The sequence below is a fragment of the Desulfarculaceae bacterium genome (genome assembly GCA_020444545.1).
Taxonomy (GTDB): Bacteria; Desulfobacterota; Desulfarculia; order Desulfarculales; family Desulfarculaceae; genus Desulfoferula.
In genome coordinates this window covers 193,842-215,052 of the sequence record JAHLKT010000008.1, presented here as the reverse complement: position 1 = coordinate 215,052, position 21,211 = coordinate 193,842, and the positions used below count along the sequence as shown (strand labels likewise).

General features: G+C 63.8%; 15 protein-coding genes. 9 read left to right on the top strand and 6 right to left on the bottom strand.

The genetic code is table 11. The annotated features are described in order from the left end of the window. Positions 1-57 precede the first annotated feature (57 nt). On the top strand, positions 58-1,254 hold the full coding sequence (locus KQH53_19760; GenBank protein MCB2228921.1) for a glycosyltransferase family 9 protein: 1,197 nt from the start codon (positions 58-60) through the stop codon (positions 1,252-1,254). 543 nt (positions 1,255-1,797) lie between these two features. Here KQH53_19760 and gyrB read toward each other — a convergent pair. The 3 genes from gyrB to KQH53_19745 all read right to left on the bottom strand — a co-directional run bounded on the left by gyrB (position 1,798) and on the right by KQH53_19745 (position 6,664). Continuing rightward, positions 1,798-4,188, bottom strand: coding sequence for a DNA topoisomerase (ATP-hydrolyzing) subunit B (gyrB, locus tag KQH53_19755; GenBank protein ID MCB2228920.1), 2,391 nt, complete (start codon positions 4,186-4,188; stop codon positions 1,798-1,800). A gap of 866 nt (positions 4,189-5,054) precedes the next feature. After that, positions 5,055-5,855 carry an alpha/beta hydrolase gene (locus tag KQH53_19750; protein ID MCB2228919.1) on the bottom strand — a complete coding sequence of 267 codons (801 nt, stop codon included), beginning with the start codon at positions 5,853-5,855 and terminating at the stop codon, positions 5,055-5,057. Positions 5,856-5,887: 32 nt separating this feature from the next. Beyond that, on the bottom strand, positions 5,888-6,664 hold the full coding sequence (locus KQH53_19745) for a hypothetical protein (protein MCB2228918.1): 777 nt from the start codon (positions 6,662-6,664) through the stop codon (positions 5,888-5,890). Positions 6,665-6,943: 279 nt separating this feature from the next. Here KQH53_19745 and gyrA point away from each other — a divergent pair, with 279 nt between their 5' ends. Then, positions 6,944-9,460, top strand: coding sequence for a DNA gyrase subunit A (gyrA, locus tag KQH53_19740; GenBank protein ID MCB2228917.1), 2,517 nt, complete (start codon positions 6,944-6,946; stop codon positions 9,458-9,460). Next, complete coding sequence (locus KQH53_19735; GenBank protein ID MCB2228916.1) at positions 9,460-10,470, top strand: NAD(P)-dependent glycerol-3-phosphate dehydrogenase; 1,011 nt, start codon at positions 9,460-9,462, stop codon at positions 10,468-10,470. Before gyrA ends, KQH53_19735 begins: the two co-directional genes overlap by 1 nt. A 157-nt stretch (positions 10,471-10,627) precedes the next feature. Here the strand turns inward: KQH53_19735 and KQH53_19730 are convergent, their stop codons facing one another. The 3 genes from KQH53_19730 to KQH53_19720 all read right to left on the bottom strand — a co-directional run bounded on the left by KQH53_19730 (position 10,628) and on the right by KQH53_19720 (position 14,365). Beyond that, positions 10,628-11,230 carry a hypothetical protein gene (locus tag KQH53_19730; protein ID MCB2228915.1) on the bottom strand — a complete coding sequence of 201 codons (603 nt, stop codon included), beginning with the start codon at positions 11,228-11,230 and terminating at the stop codon, positions 10,628-10,630. A gap of 733 nt (positions 11,231-11,963) precedes the next feature. Then, entirely contained in the window at positions 11,964-13,646 is a 1,683-nt protein-coding gene (locus tag KQH53_19725; GenBank protein MCB2228914.1) for a YgiQ family radical SAM protein, read from the bottom strand. Between the two features lie 11 nt (positions 13,647-13,657). Beyond that, positions 13,658-14,365 (bottom strand): RluA family pseudouridine synthase, encoded by a 708-nt coding sequence (locus KQH53_19720; GenBank protein MCB2228913.1) that lies wholly within the window; start codon positions 14,363-14,365, stop codon positions 13,658-13,660. A gap of 373 nt (positions 14,366-14,738) precedes the next feature. On the opposite strand from KQH53_19720, the gene KQH53_19715 reads away from it, so the two are divergent. From KQH53_19715 to KQH53_19690, 6 genes are all read left to right on the top strand, one after another. Continuing rightward, positions 14,739-15,830 (top strand): FAD-dependent oxidoreductase, encoded by a 1,092-nt coding sequence (locus KQH53_19715; protein ID MCB2228912.1) that lies wholly within the window; start codon positions 14,739-14,741, stop codon positions 15,828-15,830. A gap of 146 nt (positions 15,831-15,976) precedes the next feature. Then, a complete protein-coding gene (locus KQH53_19710; GenBank protein ID MCB2228911.1) occupies positions 15,977-16,795 on the top strand; it encodes a nitroreductase family protein in 819 nt (272 codons plus the stop codon). A gap of 194 nt (positions 16,796-16,989) precedes the next feature. Further along, positions 16,990-17,409 (top strand): archease, encoded by a 420-nt coding sequence (locus KQH53_19705; protein MCB2228910.1) that lies wholly within the window; start codon positions 16,990-16,992, stop codon positions 17,407-17,409. A 21-nt stretch (positions 17,410-17,430) separates the two neighbouring features. Then, a complete protein-coding gene (locus KQH53_19700) occupies positions 17,431-18,864 on the top strand; it encodes an RtcB family protein (protein MCB2228909.1) in 1,434 nt (477 codons plus the stop codon). A 137-nt stretch (positions 18,865-19,001) separates the two neighbouring features. Then, positions 19,002-20,438: a VWA domain-containing protein gene (locus KQH53_19695; GenBank protein ID MCB2228908.1), complete on the top strand. Its 1,437-nt coding sequence runs from the start codon at positions 19,002-19,004 to the stop codon at positions 20,436-20,438. Between the two features lie 10 nt (positions 20,439-20,448). After that, positions 20,449-21,108, top strand: coding sequence for a hypothetical protein (locus tag KQH53_19690; protein MCB2228907.1), 660 nt, complete (start codon positions 20,449-20,451; stop codon positions 21,106-21,108). Positions 21,109-21,211 lie beyond the last annotated feature (103 nt).

The window sequence follows — 21,211 nt, the reverse complement described above, 5'->3', positions numbered from 1 at the left end:
GCTATGTTGGGGCAGCCCCCCTCGCTCCCGCTACACCCGTTGCCCAAGGTCCATCCCATGACGGCCAAGCTCAAAGGACTCGCCAAGGTTTTGGCTTATCGCCTGATCAACCTGCTGCTCGGGCCGCGGGGCCGCGTGCGGGAGCGCACCCTTTTGCTGATCCGCCTGGACCTGATCGGCGACTACGTGCTCTTCCGCGACTTCATCGCCGAGATACGCCGCGACCCGGCCTATGCGAACCACCGCCTGACCCTGGTGGGCAACGCCGCCTGGCGCGAGCTGGCCCAGGAGCTGGACGGCCACCTCATCGACGAGGCGATCTGGCTGGACCGGGCGCGCTTCGAGCGAGACCTGCTCTACCGCTGGCGCATGTTGCGGCGCATCACCCGCCACGGTTACCACACCCTGATCAGCCCGATGTACAGCCGCTATTTCTGGGACAGCGACAACCTGGCCCGTGTGGTGCGGGCACGCCACAAGATCGCCAGCGCGGGCGACTGCGCCAACCAGACGCCCCGGCAGCGGCAACGGGCGGCCCGCTTCTACACCCGCCTGACCCCCGCCCGGCCCGGGGTGCTCTTCGAGTTCGAGCGCAACCGGGAGTTTTGCGAGGGCCTGTTGGGGCGGCGGGTGGAGACGCCCCGGCCGCGCATCGAGCCGCGCGGCGCCCGGCCCCTGGGCCTGCCGCGTCGCTATGCCGTCTTGTTCATCGGGGGCAGTTCGCCGGGCAAGAAATGGAGCCTGGCCCATTGGGGCCGCCTGGCCTCGCACCTGGCCGAGCAGCACGGCCTGGCGCCGGTGCTCTGCGGAGGGCCGGAGGACGCCCCGCCCGTTGGGGAGTTGGCCCGGTGCTTCCCGGGCCGGGTGGTCGACCTGGTGGGCAGGACCAGCCTGACCGGCCTGCTGCCGGTGCTGGCCCACGCCGAGCTCATCGTGTCCAACGACACCAGCGCGCCCCATATGGCCGTGGCCCTGGGCGGCCCGCCGGTGGTGGTTATCTACGGCGGCAACTACCTGGGCCGCTGCCTGCCCTATCCCCGAGCCATCACCCAGCGCCACCGCGTGGTCTACCACTCGGCCATCGCGGCCGACCCGGAAGCCCACCGCCAGCGCAGCAACGCGCCGGGCTTTGACGGCGGCCTGGACCTGAACCAGATCACCCCGGAGATGGTCGCGGCGGTGTGCGATGAGGTGTTGGGGGCGGGGGACAAGGCAGCCGAGCCGGAAGCCTCTCCAGCCAAGCAGGCGGTTTAGAGAAATAGGGTAGGTTGGGTAGAGCAGAGCGAAACCCAACAAATCCGCCCTCCGTTCCTTCTCTCCCAACCACAGCCCCGTCGGGGTCGCCAACGGGCCGGCATCTCCCCGCAACATTCCAGCCTTCCTCCCACGAGCCCAGTAATTATTCAAGACCGCTCTCCGCGTCCCCGGCTCAGCGACCACGCCCCGCCAGCGAGCCCCCCTCCCCGGTAACCACTGTTATGCCGGCCCAGGGTGACCCCGATAAAAAAGACCCGCTTTTTCTTTTCTCTTTTCCCCTCTTTTCTCTTCGTGGCTGCCCGATATCCAAGCCGGAGACAACACCAAGGAAGATCGCCACGGAGCGGCGGAAGGGCTTCCACTTTATGCCGCCACTCATGCCCGCCGCGCCTCGCGATGACTCGCTGTTTCTGTATTTTTTTGGCACCGCCGAGCTTCACACCACTCTAGCCAACCCATGCTAATCAAACAAAAAACGGCCCCGCCTCCACAAGGGAAGCGGGGCCGCTATTTATATTAAAGCGTTTACTCAAATAGAGCTTAGATGTCCAGCTCCCTCACCTCCAGCGCGTTCTCCACGATGAAGTCCCTGCGGGGCTCCACCTGATCGCCCATCAAGGTGGTGAACAGGTCGTCGGCCACGGTGAAGTCCTCCACCTTGACCTGCAACAGGGTGCGCTTCTCCGGGTCCATGGTGGTCTCCCAGAGCTGCTCGGGGTTCATCTCGCCCAGACCCTTGTAGCGCTGGATGCCCAGGCCCTTGGCCCCGGCGTCCATGAGGGTGGTCATCAGATGGTCCGCGTCGGCCACCGAGGTCTCGTCGCCGTTCTTGGCCACCAGGTAGGGCCCCAGCTCGTTGCCCGCCAGGTCCTCGGCCAAGTGCAGCAAATGGGCGTAGTCCGCGCTGGAGATCAGGTCCCAGGAGATGGCATTGCACTGGCCCATTTCGCCGGGGCAGGTGACCGCCACCTCGTAGAGGCTGTGGGCCTCGTCGTGGATGATCTTCTCCACCACCATGCCCTGCTCGGCCAGGAAGCCGGCCAGCTCCTCGATGCGCTCCTTGTCGGCGAACACGCCCTTGTCGCGCACCCGGGCCTTTAGCAGCGCGGCCAGGGCCGGGGTGTGCCAGCCCCGCCGCTTGAGGCGCTCCACGAACTCCAAATAGCCGCCCAGGTCCTCCATGAGCTTGACCAGGCGCTTGCCGGTGAACTCGGCGCCGGTGGGCTCCACCTTGAGGCGCAGGGCCTCGCAGGCCCGCTCCAGGAGGATGACCCGCATGGCCGCCTCGTCCTTGACGTAGGTCTCCTTCTTGTTGTCCACCACGCGATACAAGGGCGGCTGGGCGATGTAGAGATAGCCGCCGTTGACCAGCTCCTCCATCTGCCGGAAGAAGAAGGTTAAGAGCAGGGTGCGGATGTGGCTGCCGTCCACGTCCGCGTCGGTCATGATCACCACCTTGTGGTAGCGGAGCTTGGACACGTCGAAGTCGTCCACGCCCACCCCGGTGCCCAGGGCGGTGATCATGGTGCGGATCTCGGCGTTTTCCAGCATCTTGTGCAGGCGGGCCTTCTCCACGTTGAGGATCTTGCCCCGAAGCGGCAGGATGGCCTGGAAGCGCCGGTCGCGGGCCTGCTTGGCGCTGCCCCCGGCGCTGTCGCCCTCGACCAGGAAGATCTCGCTGGCCCCGGGGTCGCGCTCGGAGCAGTCGGCCAGCTTGCCGGGCAGGCTGTTCTCGCTGAGCACGCCCTTGCGCCGCACCAGCTCGCGGGCCTTGCGGGCCGCCTCGCGGGCGCGGGCCGCCTCGGTGATCTTGCCCACGATCTTCTTGGCGACCGGCGGGTTTTCCTCCAGGTAGGTGGCCAGCTGCTCGTTGACGATCTGCTCCACCAGGCCCTTGACCTCGGAGTTGCCCAGCTTCATCTTGGTCTGCCCCTCGAACTGGGGCTGCGGGATCTTCACGCTGATCACCGCGAACATGCCTTCCCGCACGTCGTCGCCGCTGGGGAGGGTCTTTATCTTGGGCATGTTGGCGCTGATGTAGGAGTTGACGGTGCGGGTCAGCGCCGCCTTGAAGCCGGTTAGATGGGTGCCGCCCTCGCGGGTGTTGATGTTGTTGGCGAAGCTGAAGATGCGCTCGGAGTAGGCGTCGGTGTAGCGCAGGGCGATCTCCACCTGCACCAGGTCTTTCTGGCCGGTGAAGTAGACCGGTTTCTTGTGCAGGGGCAGGCTCTTGCGGGAGATGTAGTCCACGAACTCGGCGATGCCGCCCTTGTAGAAGAACTCCGCTTCTTTTTCGCTGCGCTCGTCGATCAGGCTGATCTTGAGGCCCTGGTTCAAAAACGCCAGCTCACGCATGCGGGTGGCCAGCACCTCGAAGGAGTACTCGGTGGTCTCGAAGATGGTGGGGTCGGCCTTGAAGGTGACGGTGGTGCCGCTCTTCTTGCCCGCCTTGCCCACCACCTTCAGCTCGCCGGTGGGCTTGCCGTGGTCGTAGCTCTGGGCGTAGACCTTGCCGTCGCGCTTGATCTCCACATCCAGCCACTCGCTGAGGGCGTTGACCACGCTGACGCCCACGCCGTGCAGGCCGCCGGCCACCTTGTAGGCCTTGTCGTCGAACTTGCCGCCCGCGTGCAGCTTGGTCATGACCACCTGCACCGCGGCGATGCCCTCGGACTTGTGGATGTCCACCGGGATGCCGCGCCCGTCGTCGGACACCGACACACTGTTGTCCACGTGCAGGGTCACGGTGACGTTGGTGCAGTAGCCCCCCATGGCCTCGTCCACCGAGTTGTCCACCACCTCGTAGACCAGGTGGTGCAGCCCGTCGGGACCGGTGGAGCCGATGTACATGGCCGGGCGCTTGCGTACCGCGTCCAGCCCTTCCAGCACCTTGATTTCTTCTGAGGTGTAACCGTTTTTTTCTTTGGCCATGCGGGGCCCTTTCCGGGTAAAGTTTTGGCTACCTTATTATGCCCTAAACGGTGAAATTTGCAAGCGATTTCTCCCGCAACGCCCCACAAAAACCCGCCCGCAACCCCTGGTTATCATAGGGCAAAACCGGCGGGGTTTCACGGGCCTTCCCGTGGAATGTTAGAGCACGCGCTTTAATGCGCCGAGTGCACCTTTTCGCCTGCCCAACCGGATGGAGGCAAGCTCAGAACCGGGGCATCGAGGCCTCGGGCAGAGGCCCTATGAGGTCCTCGCACTGCTCCAGGGCCCGCCCTTGGCAGTCATGGCCAGCCAGGCAGTCGGCGGCCGATCGCCCCGGCTCAAGAAAGACGCGGCCTCCCTTTTAGTTTGCGAAACAATCAGAAGAAACCCTATGATCGTAAAATAAACTGATGCGAAGTATGGTATTTGAAGAGGGAAATGTAGTGAGCTTTTCCGAATTTGAGATTATATGCCAACACCCCACAATGAAGAGATTACAAACGTAATCAGCCATATTAACCCACCAATGATCGCCACCCCGATTACCGCGGGTGATATAACATAAAATGCTATTCCAGATAATCCACCCAATAGGAAGCCCAATATTATACCCAACAGCGCGCCACCTAATCCGCCATTGCCAAAGCCTACAATCGCTCCAACAATAGTCCCTACGATAGCCCCGATAAGTACTGTCCACCCAAATGGGCCCAAATCATCAAGCCATGACACATTTCACCCCCAATCAACACCGCTGGCAGAGGCGGTAGATTACCGTATGATTTATATAAGGAATTTTCTGTAATATACATGTATAAGCCGTCGCGAAATATGGCCGGTCCATCTGTACCCCCCGAAACCCTGTGCTACTCAACCCTTTTCAAAAAATCCAGCACCGCCGCGTTGGCCGCCTCGGGCTGCTCGATGAGCAGCTGATGCCCGCCATCGGCGATGAGCCTGAGCGCCGCGCCGGGGATGCGCGCGGCCAGGAGCTCGGCGTTGGCCGGGGGGATGAGCAGGTCATCCGCCCCGCCCAGGGAAAGGGTGGGCGCGGTGATGCCGGGCAGGCGGTCGTAGGAATCAAAGGCCTGGATGGCCTGCCACTGGAAGGCCATGACCTCGGCCGGGGCCTGGTAGGCGGCGCAGGCCTCGGCGTAGCGGGCCAGCACCTCGGGCCGCCCGCTCAGGGTGCCCGGCGCGAAGAGGCACTTGCGCCCCTCCATCTGCTCCTCCAGGGTCTCGCCGCTCACCAGCTTGGCGAAAAGGGCCGTGGTCTCGGCGGTGGGGGCCACCTTGTGCCTGCCCCCGCAATGGGTGGCGGTGAGCACCAGCCCGGCCACCCGCTCCGGCCAGCCCAGGGCCAGCTCCTGGGCGATCATGCCGCCCATGGACAGGCCCAGCACATGCGCCCGCCCGGCCCCCGCCGCATCCAGCACCGCCACCGCGTCGGCGGCCATGTCCTTTATGGAGCGCGGCGCGCCCGAGTCCCCGGAGCGGCCGATGCCCTGGTTGTCAAAGACGATCACCCGGTAATGCGGGCTGAAGGCGGGGAGCTGCTCGTACCAATGCTCCAGGTTGGAGCCGATGCCCCGGATCAGCAGCAGGGGGTGGCCCGCTCCGTGGGTCTCGTAATACAGGGCGTAATCGCCGCGCTTGGCCTGGGCCATGACCGCCTCCCGCTGATGTTAGAGTAAATGCTTTACTTTTTCCCGGCGGGCGCCTTGGCCTCGGCCGGGGCCAGGACCAGCTCGATGGGAAGCTCGGCGGTGGCCTTCTGCTTGCCCACCAGGTCCTTCACCGTGAGCTGGAGCTTGTACTTGCCCGGGGTCGCGCCCTTCAGGTCCACGGTCACGTTGAGGAAGTGCTCCAGCCGGAAACGGCGTGAACTATCCCGCTCTTGCATGAAATCAGGCCGGGATAACAGATGCTTGCCCTGTGCGTCGTACAGGGCCAGGTCCATGGCCAAGCCGAACTCGTAGAGGCCGCCCGGCTTGCGCTCCACCCGGTAGCCGACCGGCTCCATGTACACGTATATGGGCATGCCCTTGCCCGGGAACACCGGGCGGTCCGGCCCGCTGATCAGGTAGGTCCCGTCCGCCCGGGGCTGGTAGATGCCGTAGCCCCGGGCCGGTTCCTTGACCAGCAGGGCCCGGGCCAGGCTAAGCGGCACCCGCTGCCAGATGGCCTGGGAGGCCTGCTCGCTGAGGCCCAAAGCCTTGCGCAGATCGCCCAGGCCCAGGGCGGAGCGGGCCAGCTCCAGGTATTTGCCCGGCTCCTGGTCGGCCGGGGCGGCGGCCAGGGGCTCCGGGGTTGGGGCGGGGGGAGTGGTGGACGGCGGGGGCGAGGCCACGGCCAAGGAAGTGGCGGTATTCTTTTTCGCTGCTTTTTCAGCCGATTGCCCGCTTTGATCCGAGCAGGCCCCCACCAGGAGCAGGCCCAGGGCCAAGCCCGTTGCAACCATCATGCGCCAGATCATGAGCCCCGACCTCCCTTGTTAGACAACCTTCACGCTAGCACGCCGCGCCCCCCCACTCAAGCCCGGCCGCGCCCCCCGGCGGCCGGGCCCGGGCGAGGGGCCAAAAGCCCTGCTATAACAGGCCCCTGCGAGGGGGGCTCCGGGGCGAATTTGCTTGCTAATCCGCCTAGTTGTTGCTATACTTTCCTAGTCCGCCGCATGGGGGGAAAAGCCGAGTGAGCGGCGGTGGCCGGGGAGGCCTGTGCCCGGGCCGTGAATATCAACCCAAGGTTAAAGTAAATGCTTCCAATCGACGCCCGCAAGCAAGACGTGCTCATCGAAGAGGAGATCAAACGCTCCTACCTGGATTACGCCATGAGCGTGATCATCGGCCGGGCTCTGCCCGAGGTGCGCGACGGCCTCAAGCCGGTGCACCGCCGCATCCTCTTCGCCATGCACGACCTGAAGAACTACCACAACCGCTCCTACAAGAAGTCGGCCCGCGTGGTCGGCGACGTCATCGGTAAGTACCACCCCCACGGCGACAGCGCGGTCTACGACGCGCTGGTGCGCATGGCCCAGGACTTCGCCATGCGCTACACCCTGGTGGACGGCCAGGGCAACTTCGGCTCGGTGGACGGCGACGCCCCGGCGGCCATGCGTTACACCGAGGTGCGCATGGCCAAGCTGGCCGGCGAGTTCTTGGCCGACATCGACAAGGACACGGTGGAGTTCGTCGAGAACTACGACGGCTCCATGGAGGAGCCGTCCCTGTTGCCCACGCGGGTGCCCAACCTGTTGGTCAACGGCTCGGCGGGCATCGCGGTGGGCATGGCCACCAACATCCCCCCCCACAACCTGGGCGAGATCGCCCGGGGGGTCATCGCCCTCATCGACAACCCCGAGATCACCATCCCCGAGCTGATGCAGCACATCCCCGGCCCAGACTTCCCCACCCGGGGCTTCATCTACGGCCGCAAGGGCATCAAGGAAGCTTACGAGACCGGCCGCGGGGTCATCTACATGCGGGCGCGGGCCAGCGTGGAGACCCAGGCGCGGGGCAAGAAAAACTCCATCGTGGTGAGTGAGCTGCCCTACCAGGTGAACAAGGCGCGCCTGCTGGAGCGCATCGCCGACCTGGTCAAGGACAAGAAGATCGAGGGCATCAGCGACATCCGCGACGAGTCGGACCGCGACGGGTTGCGCATGGTCCTGGAGCTCAAGCGCGACGCGGTGCCCCAGGTGGTGATGAACCAGCTGTTCAAGTTCACCGCCATGCAGTCCACCTTCGGCATCAACCTGCTGGCCATCGTCAACAGCCGCCCCGAGGTGCTCAACCTCAAGCAGATCCTGGGCCACTTCATCGACCACCGCCGCGAGATCATCATCCGGCGCACCAAGTTCGACCTGGCCAAGGCCGAGGCCAGGGCCCACATCCTCGAGGGCCTCAAGATCGCCCTGGACAACCTGGACCAGGTCATCAAGCTGATCCGTGGTTCGGCCAACCCGGCCGAGGCCAAGGAGCTTCTTATGGGCCGGCTCTCGCTGAGCGACTTGCAGGCCCAGGCCATCCTGGACATGCGCCTGCAACGCCTCACCGGCCTGGAGCGCGACAAGATCCTGGCCGAGTACCGCGAGGTCATCCAGCTCATCGCCAAGCTCAAGGCCATCCTGGGCTCGGAGAAGCTGGTGCGCCAGATCATCCGCGACGAGACCGAGGAGCTGACCCGCGACTACGCCGACGTGCGCCGCACCGAGATCGTGGCCCAGACCAGCGAGATCGACCTGGAGGACATGATCGCCGAAGAGGACATGGTGGTGACGCTGAGCCACACCGGCTATATCAAGCGCACCCCGGCCAGCCTCTACCGCTCCCAGCGGCGCGGCGGCAAGGGCAAGAAGGGCATGGGCACCAAGGACGAGGACTTCGTGGAGAAGCTCTTCGTGGCCTCGACCCATCACTACCTGCTCATCTTTACCGACGCGGGCCGCCTCTTCTGGCTCAAGGTGCACGAGCTGCCCCAGGCGGGCCGCGCCTCCAAGGGCAAGGCCGTGGTCAACCTGGTGCAGATGGCCTCGGACGAGAAGGTGACCACCGTCCTGGCGGTCAAGGAGTTCTCCGAAGAGCGCAACATCATCATGGCCACCGAGAACGGCACCATCAAAAAGACCGCCCTCATGGAGTACTCCCGGCCCCGGCCCGGGGGCATCATTGCCCTCAAGCTGGTCGAGGGCGACCGCCTGGTGGCCGCGCGCCTCACCGACGGCGAGATGGAGATCTTCCTGGCCACCCGCTCCGGCAAGGCCATCCGCTTCCCCGAGGACAAGGTGCGGGTCATGGGCCGGGTGGCCACCGGGGTCAAGGGCGTGGACCTGGAGGGCGATGACATACTGGTGGCCATGGAGGCGGTGGCAGGCACCCCCACGGTGCTCACCGTCACGGCCAACGGCTTCGGCAAGCGCACCCGCCTGGACGAGTATCCCCTGCAAAACCGGGGCGGCAAGGGCGTGATCACCATAAAGACCAGTGAGCGCAACGGCCCGGTGGTGGGCGCGCTCACCGTGGACGACATTGACGAGATGATGCTCATCTCCGACCAGGGCCAAATCATCCGCATGAAGGTGGGCGGCATCAACGTGTTGGGCCGCAACACCCAGGGGGTCAAGCTCATCGGCCTCAAGCCGGGCGAGCGCCTGGTGGGGGTGGCCAGCCTGGCCGAGAACGAAGACGAGGAAAACGGCGAGGACAGCGGCGAGGATGAAACCCCGGTAAACGGCGAGGCCCCGCCCGCCCCGGAACCGGAGCCGACCGAGTAATGGCCAACCTGGCCGCCACGGTAATCGGGGCCGGAGCCTGGGGCACCGCCCTGGCCGACCTTCTGGCCCGCTCGGGCCATTGGGTCAAGCTCTGGGCCTACGAGCCCGAGGTGGCCGAGGCCATCAACAACAGCCACGCCAACCCGGTGTTTTTGCCCGGCTTCACCCTGCACGACAACCTGAGGGGCTCTAGCGACCTGGCCGAGGCCCTGGGCGGGGCCGAGCTGGTGGTGCTGGTGATGCCCAGCCACGTGTTCCGCATGGTGCTGGGCCAGGCGGCGCCCCATCTGCCCGCCGGCGTGCCGGTGGTGGCTTGCAGCAAGGGCATCGAGGACGTTACCGGCTACACCATGTGCCAGGTGGCCGCCGAGGTGCTGAGTGAGGACGAGCATTCGCGCCTGGCGGCTCTATCCGGCCCCAGCTTCGCCAAGGAAGTGGCGGCCGATGCGCCTACCGCGGTCACCGTGGCCAGCGCCGAGGGAGCAATCGCCGAGGCGGTGCAGGCCGCTTTCGCGGGCCCGCGCTTTCGGGTCTACACCAGCCGCGACGTGACCGGCGTGGAGCTGGGCGGCGCGGTGAAAAACCCCCTGGCCATCGCCGCCGGGATGGTGGCCGGGCTCAAGCTGGGCTCCAACGTCATGGCCGCCATGATCACCCGGGGCCTGGCCGAGATGACCCGCCTGGCCCTGGCCCTGGGGGCCGAACCCGCCACCATGGCCGGGCTGGCCGGCCTGGGCGACCTGGTGCTCACCTGCACCGGCGGCCTGAGCCGCAACCGGACCGTGGGCACCCGCCTGGCCCAGGGCGAGAGCATCGACCAGATCACCAGCTCCATGCGCCAGGTGGCCGAGGGTGTCAAGAACACCCACACCGTCCTGGCCCTGGCCGACCGCCACGGGGTGGAGATGCCCATCATCGAGGCGGTGCGCGCCGTTCTGGAGCAGCGCACCACCCCCATGCAGGCCCTGCACGAGTTAATGAGCCGCGACCCCAAGCCTGAGGTGTACTAGGCGGGCTGGGCTATACTCCGAACCGATATTTGATTCAGCAAGTTTTTCGGGAGCTATAGGTGAATTGTCTATAAGAAGCAAATTCTGTTCTGTAATGCTACGAATGACCAACCCAAATAAATTGCGACGGTAAATTCGTCCGACATATGTTATTCTGCTAGGTTTCTTCTTTGTTGTTGATAGTCTTTGCAGTAAACCAACAATCTCCGTTGTCCGCTTGTATTTTTGCAAAATATGTGACAGCCCAAACTTTTTTGGGGACTTCACAATGGCCGAAAAAATATGCTTTTTCGTCTGGCTCAACGACTGAGGACGTCACATACTTTGAGGTATCCATGTCTTCTTTATACCAATCATTAATCTCATGGCTACTAACATCACCATCAGAATAGTGCAAATGGTATTTTACATTCGGTTTAGGAGTCCATATCGTTGATGTTCCTACGTTTTGTAAATTTAGAGTAAATGCGTGAATGTTATAATCCCCAGGAGACTCATGAACTGAAACTTGAATGTCAGTGTCTGCCCTCAAGGATAATGTTCTTCCTTTAAAAAATCGGTAATATGAAAACGTTGATACTATTAAAAATATTAATAGGGTTATAATATCTTTTAAGGAAGAAAAGGTATCCTTTTGGTCTTTTAACCAAGAAAGTGACACAAAATTATATTTCCATGCATTAGCGCAAGCAAGCATAATGGCAACAATGGATAGTACAAATATTATCGAACCATTATGCCTTTCCAACCAATTGCACATAATGTCTACCTTATAAGCAAATAGATCAATATGGCATTTATAACTATTAGTATCATTAAGAATATTGTCTTTATACTTCCAACCGGTGTTTGATGGCGCAACTCCATAAAATCCCCCCCTTCGGCATCTGTTAGTAACTTGACGGACGCGTATAAAAAGTCAAGTTGGTTTTTTGCCAGTATACGACCATTTGTTGGTCCATTTTACTGTGTTATTCATCAAGATTAAATTTTTTTATTAATAATTGTATTTTTGAGCTTTGTGAATCAAAATTTTTTCTGTGGTTCTCCCCCCGTAAAACCCCGCGCCCTGCCTTTCTCAAATTAATTCATCGTAACTATTTTGGTCAACTATGGGTTGGTAGGACGCCGCGCTAGAGAGCCAGTCTAGGCCATCTGTCCCAGGATGAAGCTGACCTTAACTGCGGTCTCAGTCCATGATTGTTGGCTTTCGCCACTCGGGCCCGCAACCCCTGGGCCGCTCGCAGCACTTTGGCGCCCCCAAGGTGTGGGTTTTATTAGCCGCGCGCATACTCTAACAAACAACGATTTATATGTGGAGATTCCTTAGATGAAATCGATCACCAGGCAAAGCCCGCCAGCGGGAGTCGTGTTGGTCATTGGGGCGATGTCTTTCGCTGCCCCAGCTTCTGCCGAAGGCTACCCCGACAAACACATCCAAATGATCTGGACTCGGCAGGCTGGCGACCAAGGCGACACATTCGCCCGTCAACTCATTTCAGGACCAGGTTCTTTTGCTTTTCTTTTTTGGCCTGGTCCTTTTCCACGAACAGGGCTTGTCCGCTGTCATAGGCCTGTTCGGTGTAGTACATCAGGGTGGCCGGCGTGGAGGGGGAGGGCGTGAAAACCTGGATCTGGCGGGGCTTGAACTTGAGCACCTCGCGGCTGAAACGGCTCAGGTTGGCCATGTCTTGGAGGGTGCAGCCGGGGTAGGCGGCGATGAAATAGCAGGTAAGGAACTGCTTTTTGCCCACCCGGCGGTTGATCTTTTCAAACAGGCCGAAAAACTCCAGGAAGCTTTTGATCGGCGGCTTTCCCATGAGCGCCAGGACGTGGTCCTCGGAGTGCTCGGGCGCCAGCTTCAGCTGGCCGGAAACATGGTGCCGCACGATCTCTTCCAGATACTCTAGGCCGTATTCCCGGTCGCTTATCACCAGATCGTGGCGGATGCCCGAGGCCACGAACACCTTCTTGACCTTGGGAAGCTGCCTCAGCTTTCGCAGCAGCTCGATCTGGCGGCGATGGCTGGGCGCCAGGCTGGGGCAGACCGCCGGGGTCAGGCAGTGCTTGGAGCGGCAGGCGCCCTTCAATTTTTTGCGCTCGCACTCGATGCCGTACATGTTGGCGGTGGGGCCGCCGACGTCGTTGATGTAGCCCTTGAACCCGGGGTGTTCGGTCAGCCGCGCCGCCTCCTTGAGGATGGAGGCCTCGCTGCGCTCCACCACCCGTTGCCCCTGATGGATGGATATGGCGCAGAAATTACACCCGCCGTAGCATCCTCGGTGGGTGGTGATGGCGAAGCGGATGGTTTCCAGGGCCCGCACCGGCCCCCAGGCCGCATAAAAGGGATGAACCTCGCGCTCATAGTCCAGCCCGTAAATATGGTCCAGCTCCTCGCTGGTGGGGGGAAGCTGGGGCGGGTTGTGGATCAGATAGCGGGTGTCCTGCTGCTGGCAAAGGCCCTTGGCGCTCAGCGCGTCCTGGTTGTCGTAGAACACCTTGAACATCTCGGAAAATTTGGCTTTGTCCGCCGCAACCTCCGCGTGGGGGGGCAGCTCCAGGTAGCCTTCCTTTGGTTCGGCGGCGATATAACAGATGCCGCGCAGCTCGCTTACCGGGCGGCCGCCCTTAAGGCACTCCGCCAGTTCAAGGGTGGTTTTCTCCCCCATGCCGTAGACCAGGATGTCGGCCTTGGCATCGAACAGGATGGAGCGCCGTATGCTGTTGGTCTTGTAGTGATAATGGGAGATGCGCCTAAGGCTGGCCTCGATGCCGCCCAGCACGATGGGCTTGGTCTTTTTGAAGTAGCGGCGAACCAGGTTGCTGTAGGCGATGACCGCCATGTCCGGGCGCCGGTTGTTCAGGCCGCCTGCGGTCAGGTCGTCGCGCTTGCGCGGCTTGTTGGTGGCGGTGTAGTTGGAGATCATGGAGTCCATGCAGCCCGCGGTGATCCCCCAGAATAGGTTGGGCTCCCCCAGCCGCGTGATGTCCTTGTCGCTGTCCAGCTCCGGCTGGGCGATTATGCCCACCTTGTATCCCGCGTCCAGCAGCACCTTGCCGATGACCGCCACGCCGATATACGGCGAGTCCACATAGGTGTCCCCGGTTATCAAGATGACGTCGAGGGACTCCCAGCCGAGAGCCTTGAGCTCGTCCTTGGTGGTGGGGATGAACATGGGGGCGGCCGCTAACTCTTTACAAGGGTTTTAAAATAAGGGGGCACCGTTGCCTCGAAGGTCATCTTCTCCTTGCTGTGCGGATGCAACAAGGTCAATGACGCCGCGTGCAGGGCCAGCCTCTTGATGCCCGCGTCCTTCAGGCCATATATCTTGTCGCCGACCACGGGATGCCCTTTTTCCGCGAAATGGACCCGGATCTGGTTTTTCCTGCCGGTGATCAGGTCGACCTCGAGCAGGCTGTACTTGTTTGATTCCCGCAGGACCTTGAACCCGGTCTTGGCGAGCTTGCCCTTGGCGGGATTGCTCACGGAATACATCCTATGCGCGCGGTTTTCCACGAGATAAGAGGTAATTACCCCTTCCTTCTCCGGCAAGGCCCCGTGGACCACGGCATAATATTTTTTGCTGAATGCCTGCCACTCCGCCTGCAAGAACCCCTTGGCTTTTTCATTTTTGGCGAAAACCAGGACCCCGGAGGTGTCCCGATCCAGGCGGTGGACGATAAACACCCGGTTCCTCGATTTGCTATTCCCTTTTCTTACATAGTCGGTCAAAAGGTAATAGGCGGTATTTTCTCTGATTTTATCCGTGCTCACGGTCAAGAGGCCGCTCATCTTGTCCACGACCAGGATGTCGTGGTCTTCATGGATGATGGACAGACCCCGGGGCCAATATTTTTTGGGGGAGCTTTTAAAGCTTGGCCGGTTGTCGGGCATAAAACTCGCTTGGGAGCGCCGCCTTGGGCAGCGGCTCTCCCGCCTTTCGGTTCAAGACCACCGTATACCAGCGGATTTGGCCACAGCCACCGCGCTTTTGGTTTGCCCGGCCTTTTACCCGGCAAGGGCCCGCTTGGACGGCATTAAAAGGGTAATTGCCTATTTTTTAAATATATCAGCTCATTTTAGATTCGCCTGTCAAAGCGGCCCCCTGCCGCCGGAGCCGCGCCCCCGCCTTGCCGCCTCTGCTCTTCGGTGCTACCCTTCAATCGCCCCAAAACAGCAGGCCTTTGTGCCGCCTTTGCGCAAAAACCCTTTTCTGCTCGCGGCGCCCCAGCGGCCCCCGCCGGTAGAGATCCCGGCCGGAAACACCTTGCCCACGCCAATCCAAAATGTCGCCACGCTAATCATCGGGGCGGGGCTGAGCGGCATCCACGCCGCCTCCATCCTGGCCCAAAGGGGAGAACCCTTTTTGGTGCTGGAGGCCCGGGAGCGGGTCGGGGGCCGGATTCTGAGCCCCGAGCACCGGGGCTACTTCCCGGACTTGGGCCCCTCCTGGTACTGGCCGGAGATAAACCCCCGCATCAACGCCCTGGTCCGGGAGCTGGGCCTGGCCGCCTACCCCCAATACGATGCCGGTTACGGTCGTTTGCAGGCCCCGGACGGCCGGGTGGCCACCATATCCGGCTACCCCATGGAGCCGGAGGGCTGGCGCATCGAGGGGGGCATGATCTCCCTGATCGAGGGCCTGCGCCGCTCGATACCCCCGCAGGCCATCCTCCTTAAGCACCCGGTCTGTCATATAGAGAAAAAGAGCGGCGCTTGCCTGGTCAGCGTGGGCGTCCTGGGGCAAGAGCCCCGCCGCCGGTTCCTGGCGTCGCGGGTCTTCCTGGCCCTGCCTCCCCGCCTGGCGGCGGCCAGCATCCTCTTTACGCCCGAGCTGTCCCACCAGCTTACCCAGGCCATGCTGGGGACCATCACCTGGATGGCCGGGCAGGCCAAGTTCTTCGCCCTTTACGGCCAGGCCCCCTGGCGGCGCGCGGGGCTCTCGGGACAGGCCTTCAGCGAACACGGCCCCCTGGGCGAGATCCACGACGGCTCCAACCACAGCGGCCAACCCTTCGGCCTCACCGGATTCCTGGGTTTCCCGGCGTCACAGCGCAAAAACCAGGAAGCACTGACGCAGGCCATCCTGGAGCAGCTCCAACTCCTTTATGGACCCGAGGCCGGGCAGCCCGAGGCGGTTTTTTACCAGGACTGGGCACGGGAGGAGTTCACGGCCACGGAATATGACCAAAGGCCGGTTCGCGAACATCCCCTGTACCAGCCGCCCGCCGGCAAGACCCATATCTGGGACGGGCTGGTCTGGTTCCTGGGCACCGAAACCTCGGACGAGCTGGGCGGCTACCTGGAAGGCGCCCTGGCCAGCGCCGAGCGGGCGGCCGCAGCGGCGCCGCGCGCATAACCCGCCACAAACACCTTTTTGGGGTGCCCAGCCGCTCCCGGTCCGTTCCCGCGCCCGCCAAGGCCCGCCCCGTATGGTTTTTGGCCGGGCCGGGTGATATTCTGGGGTTGTCACCAGCCCCCCATCCACCCGCTGAAGGAGCGACAATGGGCATCACCATAGACACCGAAAAATGCACCAAGGACACCCTCTGCGCCCTGGACTGTCCCGCGCAGATCATCACCATGAACGGCGAGGAGGGCTATCCGGCCCCGGTGGATGGCTTCGAGGAGCTGTGCCTCTCCTGCGGCCACTGCCTGGCCGTCTGCCCCACCGGCGCGCTCACCTGGAACGGCATCGGCCCCAACCAGTGCGCCCCCCTGGAAGGCGAGATGCCCAGCCCACCCTCGCTTAGCCGCCTGATCAAAGGCCGCCGCTCCATCCGCTGCTACAAGAAGCAGCCCCTGGAAAAGTCCACCATCGAGCGCCTCCTGGAGCTGGCCCGCTACGCCCCCAGCGGCCACAACGCCGAGCCGGTCCACTGGCTGGTGGTCTCCGGCCGCGAAAAGCTGGGCGAGCTGGCCGGGCTGGTGGCCGACTGGATGCGCTTCATGATCAAGAACCACCCCGAGATCGCCGGGCCGATCCACATGGACCGGGTGGTGGATGCCTGGGACAATGGCGAGGACCGCATCCTTAGAAGCGCTCCCCACCTGGCCATTGCCTACGCCGAAAAGGCCAACCCCTACGCCCCGCCGGCCTGCGTCATCGCGCTAACCTACCTGGAGCTGGCCGCCTTTGGCCTGGACCTGGGCGGCTGCTGGGCCGGTTACTTCAACCGGGCGGCCAACGTCTTCGATCCCCTGAAAAAGGCCTTGGACCTGCCCGAAGGCATGGTCCCCTTCGGAGCCATGATGCTGGGCGTGCCCAAGTTCGAGTATCAGCGCATCCCGCCGCGCAAGCCCCTGCGGGTCACTTGGCGTTAAGCCACCTCGCAGGCTATATGATTGCTAAACAGTGGGTTAGGTGCTTTTGCTGATAAAGTATACATTTAGCGGCCTAACCCATTGTTTTGCAATACCGCAGGGTTGCGAGCCAACGGCGCTCAGAGAAGACATGGTGCACGGAACCGTGTTTGACCCATCAGTCATTTCGTTGCGGGCGAAAGGCGGCTAATATTATGACCCACCGGTCTGGAACCGCCGGGCACACCGCCGACCTGGGGCTGTGGGTGGAGGCCGACACCCTGCCCGAGCTGTTCGAGTCCGCCCCCGTGGTCCTGGCCGAGCTCATGGTGCGCGGCCCCCGCGAGGGGCGCATCACCTGGCTGCCCTTCCGCGCCACAGGCAACGACCAGACCGAGCTGCTGGTGGCCCTGCTCTCGGAGGTGGTCTACCTCTGGGACGCGGAGGCCATGCTGGTGGTGGCGGCCAAGGTAGTCGATATTTCAGCCGAATCCCTGGAGGCCCGCCTGGGGGTAATCCCGGCCGATGCGGCGGCCCACCGACCCGGCGAGCCGGTCAAGGCGGTGACCTTTCACCAGGCCGGGGTGGAGCCCCACGCCGGCCGCTGGCGGGGCCAGGTCATATTGGACGTGTGATTCCGGCAGGTTGAAACACCCATGTCATCCCTGGAGAAGATAGACCACTGCCGCTGGCGGCTGCCCCGGAGCGGGGGCATGCTGGCCGACGCGGTGGTCTATGCCGACCGGGAGCTCCTGGCCGCCCTGGAACGCGACGGCACCCTGAAGCAGCTCCGGGGGGTGGCCTCCCTGCCCGGCATTGTGGGCCCGGCCCTGGCCATGCCCGACGCCCACCAGGGCTACGGCTTCCCCATCGGCGGGGTCGGGGCTTTTGACCCATGGGTCGGAATAGTCTCGCCGGGCGGGGTGGGCTATGACATCAACTGCGGGGTGCGCCTGCTGCGCTCCAAGCTGGCCGCCTCTGATCTCGGCGAGCCGCGCCTCGCCGCCCTGGCCGACGCCCTCTTGGCCAAGGTGCCCGCCGGAGTGGGGGTGGGCAGCAGAGAAAAGCTTTCAGAAAAAGAACTTAGCAAGGTTATGAGGCAGGGAGCCGCCTGGGCCCTGAGCCACGGCCGAGGCACCCGCGCGGACCTGGAGTTCTGCGAATCCGGGGGCTGTTTGCCCGGCGCTGACCCCGCCACAGTTAGTGACCGGGCGGTCAAAAGAGGTTTGGGCCAGGCCGGCACCCTGGGGGCGGGCAACCACTTCCTGGAGCTGGCCGTGGTGCAGGAGATCTTCGACGCCCCCACGGCCCAAGCCTTCGGCCTGGAGGCGGGAATGCTGGTCCTGTGGCTGCACTCGGGCAGCCGGGGCCTGGGCCACCAGGTCTGCGGCGACTATCTCCAGCGCCTGGCCAAGGACCCCGACGCCATCCGCCCGCCCGACCGCCAGCTCATCGCCGCCCCGCCCGAGAGCCCGGTGGGCCGCGACTACCTGGCGGCCATGGCCGCGGCGGCCAACTTCGCCTTCAACAACCGCCAGCTGCTCAGCGAGGCCTGCCGCGAGGTGATCGGCCGGGTCTTGGGGCTGGGCCCCGCCGACCTGGGCCTGGGCCTGGTTTACGACGTGGCCCACAATGTGGCCAAACGCGAGCGCCATGTGGTGGGCGGCAAAGAGCGCGAGCTGATCGTGCACCGCAAGGGGGCCACCCGCGCCCTGGGTCCGGGCCACCCCGACCTGCCCGCCCGCTACGCCCGGGTGGGCCAGCCGGTCTTGGTGCCCGGCGACATGGGCACCGCCTCCTACGTGCTCAAAGGCACCGCCAAGGCCATGGCCGAGACCTTTGCCAGCGCGGCCCACGGCGCGGGCCGGGCGCTGAGCCGCACCCAGGCCAAGAAGCAGGCCCGGGGCCGCGACCTCCGGGCCGAGCTGGCCGCCCAGCGGGTCGTGGTGCGCGCGGCCAGCGGGGGCACCCTGGCCGAGGAGATGCCCGAGGCCTACAAGGACATCGACCAAGTGGCATCGGTGATGCACCACAGCGGCATCGCCACCCTGGTGGCCAAGACCCGCCCCCTGGCCGTGGTCAAGGGCTGAAGCGGCCCCAAAGCTCCCCAAAATCCCGACTGGCTATGCTACATTGGTTCAGGCCGCGCCGGCGGGCCATATTGCCGCCGCTTTTCGCGGACCCGCGATCTTCAACGACGCCCCCTCATGCCCAAGGAGGCCGCCCCATGCGCAAGACCACCGTCTTTACCCTTCTGCTCACCCTGGCCATGCTCTTGGCCGCCCCCTTGGCCTCGGCCGCGAGCCAGCCCGCCTATCCCGAGGTGGTTTTCATCTTGGACGCCTCGGGCTCCATGTGGGGCCAGGCCGGGGGACAGAGCAAGATCGCCGTTGCCAAGGAGGTGATGGCAAAGGCGGTGCCCGCCCTCCCGGCCGAGGTGCGCCTGGGCCTGGTGGCCTATGGCCACCGCAAGAAGGGCGACTGCGCCGACGTGGAGGTGCTGGTGGCGCCGGGCAGCTCCGACCGCGCGGCGTTGCTCAAGAAAGTCGCGGCCTTGAGCCCCAAGGGCAAGACGCCCATGGCCGATTCCATCAAGCAGACCGCCCAGATGCTCAAGGCCAAGGAGAACGAGACCACCATCGTGCTGGTCTCGGACGGCATCGAGACCTGCGACGCCGACCCCTGCGGGGTGGTCAAGGCGCTCAAGGCCAGCGGCGTCAAGTTCGTGTTGCAAGTGGTGGGCTTTGACGTGGACGCCAAGGGCAAGGCCCAGCTGGAGTGCCTGGCTTCGGCGGGCGGGGGCAAGTACTTCTCGGCCAATGACGCGGCCGGGCTCTTGGCCGCTTTGGAGGCGGTGAAGAAAGAGGTGGCGGTCAAGGTGGAGGCGGCCAAGACCGTGACCACCAAGGCCAAGAGCCGCCTGGGCAAGCTCAAGGTCACGGTGCCCGCCGATGCGGTGAAAAGCCTGGCCGGGCTCAAGATCATCCGGGTCAAGGACAACAAGCTGCTCAAGAACACCAAGAGCGTGGCCGGGGAGCATCCCTTCCTGGCTGGCGAGTACCAGGTGGTGCTCTCCTTCGCCAACCCCAATTACCGCAAGCCTGACGACGCGGTGGTGGGGGTCTACGAGGTCAAGGGCGGCGAGGTCACCGAGGTGGCCTTGGGCGCGGTGGCGATCAACATCGCCAAGGAGCTGACCAAGGCGGTGAGCGGGGTCAGCCTGGTGGACCAGAAGACCGGCAAGGCCTTTGTCACCCACGACAGCAAGAACAACGACTACTATCTGTTCAAGACCCGCCCGGTGCCCCCGGGCGAGTGGACCCTGCGTTTGCACTACGCCCAGAGCCCCGCCCCCACCGTGGTGGCCAAGGACCTGAAGGTAACCGCGGGCCAGACCGCCACCGCCACCCTGGACAGCGGCATCGCCCTGAAGAAGGCCCCCGGGGTCACTGGCTGGAACCTCAACCCGGCCGGGAGCGACCAGCCCCTGTTGCAGGTGCGGCGGCGCTTTGACAACGACTTCCCCCTGTGGAAGGCCTTTGCCGTGCCGCCGGGCACTTACGACCTATACGTGCTGCAAAAGGGTATGACCGAGCCCCTGCCGGTGGGCGAGGGCATCAAGGTGAGCCAAGGCAAGACCGTCATCTTCGACGCGGGGCTATAGGGGGGACGCCATGACGCGCGCGCTCCATGCAATCATCGCCCTGGCCCTGTGCCTCATGCTGGCCGCCCCGGCCCTGGCCCTGGCCGAAGAGCGCTGCCTGCGGGTGCAGCTGGACGGCACCATCAAGCTGCGCCCCAAGAACCCGGCGGCCACCCATAGCCAGGCGGGCAACGCCATGACCTCCTGCTACACCGACGCCAAGTTCCACATCGAGCTGATTTTCCCGGAAAAGGGCGGCCCCAACCGGAGCCAGAAGAACTGGGTGGCCATCAGCGGTTTCCAGTGCCCGCCGGGCTCGCCCGGAGCGGGCTGCAAGCAACAGGCCCACCCCGGCGCCTTCGATCCCCGGCCCTTCGATCTTGCCGCGGCGGCCGAGCCCGAGGGCGCTTTCAATTACGTGGTGGAGTTCCGCATGGCCGATCTGCCGCCGCTAAGCCCCTTCAACATCACCATCCAGTGCTCGGGCGCGCCCCGCGACATAAGTGACTACGGCTCCAACTACCGCCAACTCATGCTGCCCTGGCACCTGAACAAGATGATGCTGAACACCAAGCTGAACCAGGCCCGGCACAAGCACCATCCGCTGATGGACCTGCCGCCCTTCCTCACCGCCGACGTGGAGTGGGACGAGCTGGCCACCCTGGTGCCCTGCCAAAATTTTCAATATTAAAAGGCGCCGCTAAAAAAAGAGAGGTGCGCCGGGGGAAGAAGGGGAAGGCGGGGGCGCTCAGCGCATGTGCTGCCGGTTGTTCCTGGCCGCGGACGCGAAGCCC